The sequence below is a fragment of the Kiloniellales bacterium genome (genome assembly GCA_030064845.1).
Classification (GTDB): domain Bacteria; phylum Pseudomonadota; class Alphaproteobacteria; order Kiloniellales; family JAKSDN01; genus JASJEC01.
The window spans coordinates 21751-30178 of record JASJEC010000068.1 but is presented as its reverse complement, the minus strand read 5'-3'; the positions used below and the strand labels follow the sequence as shown (position 1 = coordinate 30178).

The 8428-nt window shown below is 67.9% G+C and carries 5 protein-coding genes; 3 read left to right on the top strand and 2 right to left on the bottom strand.

What is annotated here, in order from left to right; translation table 11 throughout:
- Positions 1-2330, top strand: a 2330-nt coding sequence (locus tag QNJ67_18790) for a YjbH domain-containing protein (protein ID MDJ0611029.1), incomplete at its 5' end; no start/stop codon positions are given.
- Positions 2331-2389: 59 nt separating this feature from the next.
- On the opposite strand, the gene QNJ67_18785 is transcribed toward QNJ67_18790, so the two are convergent.
- Positions 2390-2890, bottom strand: a complete 501-nt coding sequence (locus QNJ67_18785) for a hypothetical protein (GenBank protein ID MDJ0611028.1) — start codon at positions 2888-2890, stop codon at positions 2390-2392.
- A gap of 282 nt (positions 2891-3172) precedes the next feature.
- On the opposite strand from QNJ67_18785, the gene QNJ67_18780 reads away from it, so the two are divergent.
- Positions 3173-3457: a hypothetical protein gene (locus QNJ67_18780; GenBank protein MDJ0611027.1), complete on the top strand. Its 285-nt coding sequence runs from the start codon at positions 3173-3175 to the stop codon at positions 3455-3457.
- 37 nt (positions 3458-3494) lie between these two features.
- Here QNJ67_18780 and QNJ67_18775 read toward each other — a convergent pair whose 3' ends face one another.
- Positions 3495-5195, bottom strand: coding sequence for a long-chain fatty acid--CoA ligase (locus QNJ67_18775; protein MDJ0611026.1), 1701 nt, complete (start codon positions 5193-5195; stop codon positions 3495-3497).
- 136 nt (positions 5196-5331) lie between these two features.
- Between QNJ67_18775 and QNJ67_18770 the strand changes: the two genes are divergently transcribed.
- Positions 5332-8181 carry an AMP-binding protein gene (locus QNJ67_18770; GenBank protein MDJ0611025.1) on the top strand — a complete coding sequence of 950 codons (2850 nt, stop codon included), beginning with the start codon at positions 5332-5334 and terminating at the stop codon, positions 8179-8181.
- Positions 8182-8428 lie beyond the last annotated feature (247 nt).

The following is an 8428-nucleotide window of genomic DNA, read 5'->3' as shown; positions in this document are numbered from 1 at the left end:
ACTGGGATTTCACCTTCGGTCTGGCCTGGGGCAACGCGGGCAGCCGGGGCAACTTGCCGAACCCCTACTGCGAGCTGATGGATCGCTTCTGCGACCGCGACGAGGGCTCCCCGGGCGCGCTGAACGTCGACTTCTTTCGCGGCGACCGGATGTCCGCCTTCGGCGGCATCGAATACCTCACGCCGATCGAAGGGCTCCGGCTCAAGGTCGAATACGACGGCAACGACTACTCGAACGAGCCGAGAGGCAACGAGTTCAACGTCAGCCTGCCGCTCAATGTCGGCGTCGAGTACAACGTCTTCTCGTGGATGCGCCTCTCGGCCGGCCTGGAACGCGGCAACGAATTCATGGTCCGGGGCAGTTTCCGGACCAACCTCAACAAGGACATGGGCGTGACCAAGGTGAACAAGTTGCCGCCGCTCCCGGTGACGCCGAGGAAAGACAGGACCGAGACTGCCTTCGCGACGTCGCCCTTCGCTTCCGCCGAACCCGACCGCGGCACCGGAGACTGGCGGGCGGAAGCGCCCGATATGGCCGGCACGCCTTCCGCCTCGGCGCCGCTCGACTCGGAAAGCGGTTCGGCGGCCGGAGGCGAGACCCTCCACGTCGTCGGCGTCCAGAGGGTCACCTTCACGGCCTCGGCGCTCTCGATCCAGCCCGTCGGCCTCCACGCCGGCATGCGACCGGTCCCGAGCCCCGACCTCGACGGGATACGCGGGCGCCTGGCGAAGTTCGACCTGGCCTCCGCGGACGCCGAGTACCGGGACCGCGAAGTCCTGGTGCGCGTGCCCCTGGGCGGATCCGCACCGACCAATGCGAGCCTCGCCACGGCGGCCCTAGACGTCGCCAACGCCAGCCCCGGCGTTCCCATTGAGAAGGTGACCTTCATCGCCGCCCGCGGCGCCGAGGAGATCGGGCGTACCAGCTTCAGCGTGGCCGACCTGAAGAGGTCCAAGTCGCTGACCCACAGCGCCATCGCGCTCGCCCCCCCGACGGATCCCAGCTGGCCGGAGCTCTTCGTGCAAGACCAGGGCGCCGAGGCGACGCCGACCAGGGTTGCGTTGGCCTCCGCCGGCGCATCGCCGGGCGACCCGGGCGCCGCGCGCTTCCCGCGCGAGGTGCTGGAGCAGGTCGCCTCCCGGGTCTTCGCCGAGCTAAAGGCTCAAGGCTTCAAGGCTGAGCGCCTCGACATGGAAGGCCGGCAGGCGACCCTGCACTTCAGCCAGGGGAGCTTCCGCAATCCCGCGATCTCGATCGGCCGCGCCGGCCGCATCCTGGCACGACATACGCCTTTCGCGATCGAGGAGTTCAGGCTGGTGATCACCAGCCTGGGCATCCCCATCACGCAGACATCGCTGTTCCGCAAGGACCTGGAGAGCGCCGTCGCCTATGAGGGCAGCACCGACGAGATTTGGCAGCACACGACGATCGAGAGCGCCGCCTTGCCGGACCGGGACAGCGGAGTCGTCAACCGCGACCGCTTCCCCAGTTTCGAATGGTACCTCTCGCCGAGGATGCGCCAGCAGATCGGCGGGCCCGACAACTTCTTCTTCTATCAGGTCTACGGCGAAGCCTTCGGGCAGGTTCAGCTGGCGCCGGGACTCACCCTCTCGGGCGCCGTCGCGCAGAACATCTACAACAACTTCGACAGCCTGGAACTGGATTCCGACAGCCGACTGCCGCGCGTGCGCAGCGACATCGCCGAGTACCTGAAAGAAGGCGACCAGTGGATCGACCGGCTCAACGTCAACTACATCACCAAAGTGGCGCCCGACGTCTACACCCGCCTATCGGGCGGCATCTTCGAATTGATGTACACCGGCGTCGGCGGCGAAGTGCTCTACCGTCCCACAGGAAAGCGCTGGGCCGTCGGTCTCGACGCGAACTACGTGTGGCAGCGGGACTTCGAAGGACGTTTCGGCCTGCGGGACTACGATGTCTTCACCGGTCACGTCAGCACCTACTACGTGATCCCCTACTTCGACATTCTCGCCGTCGCCCGCGGCGGGCGCTACCTGGCCGGGGACTGGGGCGGCACCCTCGAGCTCTCGCGGACCTTCAAGAACGGGGCTACGATCGGGGTGTTCGCCACCAAGACGAACGTGTCCGACGAGCAGTTCGGCGAAGGCGATTTCGACAAGGGCTTCTTCGTCTCCTTCCCCCTGGATCTCCTGCTCAGCTCGCCGTCGCGCCGGTCCTTCGGCGTCGTCTTCCGTCCGGTCACCCGCGACGGCGGACAGCGGGTGGCCACGCCGACCCCGCTCTACGGTTTCACCGAAGGGGCAGACTTCCGGCACATTTCCGAGGGCTGGGACGAGCTGCTCGATTGACCGCTTACGGGCGACCGGCCCCGTCACGCGCGGATGGGCCCCTTCTAGACGGGCCCCCGCTAGTTGTGTTGGTGGCGGTGGCTTTCCCCGTCGTGGCTGTGCACGGCCTTGGGGTGATCCCAGCCCTCGCAGTGCCGCAGTTCGTGCTCCAGCGTATGGGGGTCGCCCTTGGGGACGGCGATCTCGCACCAGGGCTGCTCTCCGGGATCCAGTTCGCTGTCCCGGGGAACCCGTGCGCAGCCATGGATCGGGGAGAAGGTCAGCACGGACAGCGTGGCCATCAGGGGATCGACGCGGGCCGCCATCTCGAGGCACTTGCCCCAGGCGGTGATCGGCCTCTCGTGCATCGTGATCTTGATGTCCTCGCGCTTGCGCGGTTTTTCGATACCCGGAAGCAGAGCGGCCCGCGGCCCCTCGCGCACCGGCATGGCGGTGCAGGCGCCCAGGCCCAGCATGGCGAAGCCGGCGAGCAGCAGGACCCCGAAACGGGTGGCCCTGCGGCAACGACGTGAGCCGATTGGGTCCGGGAAAGCGGTGGGTGATAGGCCTCGCGTTTTCATGGAGGCCTTGTCGCATCTGGCTATGAAAATAGAGTTAGTCGATAAAATGCAATCTATTCTGGCCTCGCCGCCGCCGGACGGGGATTCCCCCAAACGCCACCGTCGAGCGGCGGCCGGGAAGGGATCGGCTTCACCTCGAGCGCGCGCGGAATACTTCTGGATTTTCGGGGTCCGCCCCCCGCCCTCATGGGTCTGCGAATGGATTGCCTAGCGCGATTCCAACCGCCTGGGTTCTGCTCTAGACTGCCGGTTCAGGCGATGGATCGATTCGGGAGCAAAAAAGTGTCAAAGCGCGCGCGCCGGCTCCCGGTTGCCCTGCTTCTCCTGACCGCTGCCTGCGGCCCGCGCCTGCTCACCACGGAAGATGTCGCGGCCATGACCGAGACGGAAAAGGTCAGCGCCTGCCAGGAGGCCTATGCGCTCAGGACCCGGACGACCAGCGAGTGCCTCTCGGCCGGCGGTGTCGACCAGAGGCGGCTATGCCGGCAGAGGGTCCGCTGGCACAACAACATCGGCGTGACCAACTACGTCATCCTGGACTGCACGCGGGTCGACTTTCTGGAGTAATCTCCGTCGCTGGCCGCGCCCGGGACCGCCGGCTGTTTCAGCTCTCGCGCAGTTCGCGCTTCAGGATCTTTCCGATCGGCGATTTCGGCAGGGTCTCCCGGAACGTGAAGGCCTTGGGCCGCTCGACGGCCGAGAGGTGCTCCTCGAGAAAGGCCTGCAGCACCTCCGCAGTGATCTCCTTGCCGGCGACCGGCACGACGAAGGCCTTGACGACCTCGCCCCAGTAGTCGTCGGGAACACCGACCACCGCGGCTTCGGCGACAGCGGGATGGCGGCACAGGGCCGCCTCGATCGCGCTGGGATAGACGGTGTAGCCGCCGACCATGATGACGTCCTTCAACCGGTCGACGATGAAGAGATAGCCCTCGCCGTCGAGGTAGCCCAGATCGCCGGTGAGCAGGCGGCCTCCGACCAGAGCCCCGCGGGTCATCTCCGGCTTCTGCCAGTAGCCGGCCATGATCTGGGGACCCCTGAGGGCGACCTCCCCGGTCTGTCCCGTCGGCAAGGCCGTCCTGGGCTCCTCCAGGCTCAGAATCTCGATCGTTGTGGCCGGGAGCGGCAAGCCGACCGATCCGGTCTTGTCCCGCCCCGCCAGAGGGTTGCCGCAGGTCGCGACCGGGCCGGACTCGGACAAGCCGTAGCCCTCGGCCACGGCCACGCCCGTCATCTCCTCAAACCTTTCTCTCAGATCGAGCGGCAGGGTATCGCCGCCGCTGATGCAGATCTTCAGCGAGGAGAAATCGGTTCTCATCGCCAGGGGCGTCTCGAGCAGGGCGCGCAGGATCGTGGGGACCGCCGTGAAGAAGGTCGGTCGCAGCCGATGGATCGTACGCAGTACTTCCTTGGGCTCGAAGCGCGGCAGGATGATCAGCTCGGCGCCGAGCGCGATACCCAGGTTCATGACCGTGGTCAGCCCGAAGGCGTGAAAGAAGGGCAGGACGGAGAGGATGCGGTCCCGCCCCGGCGTGGCCTTGGTGAACCAGTTACGGCATTGCAGCGCATTGGCCAGCAGGTTGCGGTGCGTCAGGGTAACGCCCTTCGGCGATCCCGTGGTGCCCGCCGTGTAGAGCAGCACCGCGGCGTCGCGGCTGGGATCGACCGTCGCCGGAGCCGCGACCGGGGGATCGGAGACCATCAGCGACTCGAAGGCGACGTGACGGTCGTCGCGCGGTATCGCCTCGCACAGAGCGCGCTTCGTGACGCGGAACAGCAGTGACTTGAAAAAGGGCAGCGCGCGATCGAAGCGGCAGACCACGATCTTTCGCAGCGGCGCCTGGGCGAGCGACGGGGATACCTTTCGGTAGAGCGCTTTCAAATCGACCGTCACCAGGATCTCGGTGCCCGAGTCAGCGACCTGCTGGGCCACTTCCTCGGCCGAGAGCAGCGGATTGTAGGTCACCACCGTCCCGCCCGCTTTCAGCACGGCGAAAAACGCGATCGCGAAGTAGGGGCAGTTGGGCAGGCAGAGACCGACCCGCACGCCGCGCTCGACGCCGAGTCTGCGAAAACCCTCGGCAGCACGCTCCACTAGGCGACCCGTCTGCTCGTAGGTCAGAACCCGCCCCATGAACTCCAGCGCGGGCCGCTGCCCGAACTCTCGGCGCGCTTCATCGAGCAGGCTCCAAAGCGGCCGGTCGGGAATCTCCAGACGCCAGGACAAGCCCGTCGGGTAGGACGCCTCCCAAGGACGCTGCGCCGCGCTATCGCTCTGCGCCGCCGCGGGGGACGTGGGCTCCACAGGGGGAGACCCTTGGCTTCGACGTTCTGCTCGCACCTCGTGCCTCTCGGTTCGGACCGCCAAAATTAGCAAGTCCTCGGAGCGGGAGCTTGATACAAATCAAGAACATGGTCGCTTAAGCCGGCAAGATGATCTCATGGCGGTCTCAGCAGGACGTGCGAAGCAAAGCGAGGACGCCCGAGGCGCCGAGCAGGATCGGGAGAGACTGCTCGGGATCGTGCGGCGCCTCGTGGACGACTTGCACCCGCGGCGGCGCGCCGGCTTGCCGGTCGATCTGTCGAGCCGCCTGGACCGAGACCTGGGGATCGACTCCCTCGGCCGCTCCGAGCTCCTGCTCCGGATCGAGCGCGGCTTCCAGGTGCGCCTGCCCGAGGAACTGCTATCCGAAGCCGAGACCGTCGCTGACCTGCTGAGCGCCCTCGAGACCGCGGCGCGGCAGCCTGCCGCGTCCGAGTTGCCGTCACCGGTGCCGACGGCGCCGGACCTGCCTTTTGTCGCGGAGACCCCCGACCTGGCGCGCACCCTGCCCCAGGCGCTCGACTGGCACGTCGCCCAGCACGCCGACCGGCCGCACGTCACGATCCTCAAGGACGAGCAGAGGGTAGAGGCGGTGCTGACCTATGGCGCGCTGGCCGCGGAGGCCAAGGCCGTCGCGAGCGGCCTGCGGGCCCGGGGTGTGGCCTTCGGTGACCGCGTCGCGCTCATGCTGCCGACCGGACGGGATCTCTTCGTCAGCTTCTTCGGGGCGCTCTACGCCGGCGCGGCCCCGGTGACGATCTATCCGCCTTTCCGGCTTACCCAGCTCGAGGAGCACATGCGCCGCCAGGCCGGGATCCTGCGCAATGCCGGCACGCGGATCCTCGTCGTATCTCGGGAGACCAAGGCCGCGGCCGCCCTGCTCGAGCTGCAGGTCGAGACGCTCGATGCCGTGATGACGGCGGGCGAGCTCGCCGCGGAGGTCGACGCCGACCTGCCGCGGGTTGCCGACGGCGCGGCGACCGCCTTCATCCAATACACCTCGGGCAGCACCGGGGATCCCAAGGGCGTGGTCCTCAGCCACGACAACCTCCTGGCCAACATCCGCGCCATGGGACAGGCCCTGGAAGCCAAGTCCTCCGACGTCTTCGTCAGCTGGCTGCCGCTCTACCACGACATGGGCCTGATCGGCGCCTGGCTCGGCAGCCTATACCACGCCTGTCCGCTCTACGTCATGTCGCCCACCGCCTTCCTGGTGCGGCCCGGCGCCTGGCTATGGGCGATCCACCGCTACCGGGCGACGATCACCGCGGCGCCCAACTTCGCTTTCGAGTTCTGCGTCAGAAGGATCGAAGAAGACGCCCTCGACGGTCTGGATCTCAGCTCGCTACGCGTCGTCGCCAACGGCGCCGAAGCGGTCAGCGCGAGGACCCTGGGGCGTTTCGCCGAGCGGTTCCAGCCCCACGGCTTCCGGCCCCAGGCCATGATGCCGGTCTACGGCCTGGCGGAGAACGCGGTCGGCCTGGCCTTTCCGCCGCTGAACCGAGGCCCCCTGACGGACCGGGTCGAGCGGGCGGCCTTCACGGCCCGGGGCGAGGCGAAACCAGCGGCGCCGGACGATCCGAAAGCCATCGAGTTCGTGGCCTGCGGCCAGGCGCTGCCGGGCCACGAGATCCGCGCCGTGGACGAGACCGGGCGGGAGGTCGCCGAGCGGCGCGAAGGCCGCCTGCAGTTCCGCGGCCCTTCCTCGACCCGGGGCTACTTCAACAACGAGACTCGGACCCGCGAGCTGTTTGACGGCGCGTGGCTCGAAACCGGCGACCGGGGCTATGTGGCCGGCGGCGAGGTCTACGTCACCGGGCGGATCAAGGACATCATCATTCGCTCGGGCCGCAACGTCTATCCCGAGGAGGTGGAGGAGGCGGTCGGCGAACTGGCCGGGGTGCGCAGGGGCTGTGTCGCGGTCTTCGGCAGCACGGAGGCAGACTCCGCCACGGAGAGCATCGTGGTGCTGGCCGAGACCCGCGAAACCGATCCGGCGAAACGGCAGTCGCTGGAGCGGCAGGTCCTGGAAACGGCGACCGAACTGCTCGGCATGCCGCCGGAGCGCGTGGTTCTGGCGCCGCCGCGCAGCATCCCGAAGACCTCGAGCGGCAAGATCCGCCGTGCCGCTGCCAAAGAGCTGTACGAATCCGATCGGGTCGGCAGGCCCTCGCGGGCGCTCTGGCTGCAGATCCTGAGACTCGGCCTGCTGGGGGCGGTGCGTCGCCTGCGGCGCTGGTGGCATCTCGCCACGGAACTCCTCTATGCCGGCTATTTCTGGTCGGTCATGGGGGTCGGACTCACCCTGATCTGGCTCTTGGTCTGCGCGGTTCCTCGCCGCGCCTGGCGCTGGCCGGTGCTGCGGGCGGCCGGGCGGCCGGTACTGCGCCTCGCCGGTGTCTGGCCCGAAATCAACGGTTGGGAGCACGTGCCCGCCGCGGGCGCGGTTCTGGTCTCTAACCATGCCAGCTACCTGGATCCCATGATCATGGCGACCCTGCTGCCGGGTGCGCCGGTGTTCGTCGCCAAGCAGGAGCTGGCCCCGCAGTTCTTCGCCGGGAACCTCCTGCGCCGGCTCGGTGTGCTTTTCGTCGAACGCTGGTCGCCCGAACGCGGCGTCGCCGACGCCCAGGAAGCCGCGGACCTGGCGAGAGGCGAGCGGCTGCTGGTCTTCTACCCGGAGGGAACGTTCAAGCGCGAGCCGGGTCTGCTGCCGTTCCGGCTCGGCGCCTTTGTGGTCGCCGCGGAGTCCAGCCTGCCCGTGGTGCCCGCCGCGCTCCGCGGCACGCGTTCCCTGCTGCGCGGCGACGGCTGGTTCCCCCGACGCGGGCGCGTCACCCTGGAGTTCGGACCCGCCATCGAAGCTTCGGGCGAGAGCTTCGACGCGGCCTTGGAGCTGCGGGCGAAGGCGCGCGCCTGGGTCCTTGCTCACTGCGGCGAGCCCGACCTGGATCGCGAGGACTTCTAGGCTCCTGGCGAGCCGGCTTCTCTTCCTGAAGGTTCAGCCTCTCCATCATCTCTTCGCGCGTGACGCAGTTCTGAGAGCTTGCCGGCTACCGTGAGGGAGCAGGTCTCTTCGGACGTCCAGGACGGCGTCGGCTGACAGCGCCTCGCCTTCGCGAATCAAGTGGGATCAAGCCTTCCGAAGCGGCGGTTTGATCGGAATCAAAGCTGGGCCTGCGCCGCGCAGCTATAATCCAGGCATGATATCGAAG

What these genes read in the sequence shown, in the direction of transcription:
- QNJ67_18770 (MDJ0611025.1), top strand. Translation starts at nt 5,332, where the DNA reads ATGGCGGTCTCAGCAGGACGTGCGAAGCAAAGCGAGGACGCCCGAGGC.
- QNJ67_18785 (MDJ0611028.1), bottom strand. Translation starts at nt 2,890, where the DNA reads ATGAAAACGCGAGGCCTATCACCCACCGCTTTCCCGGACCCAATCGGC.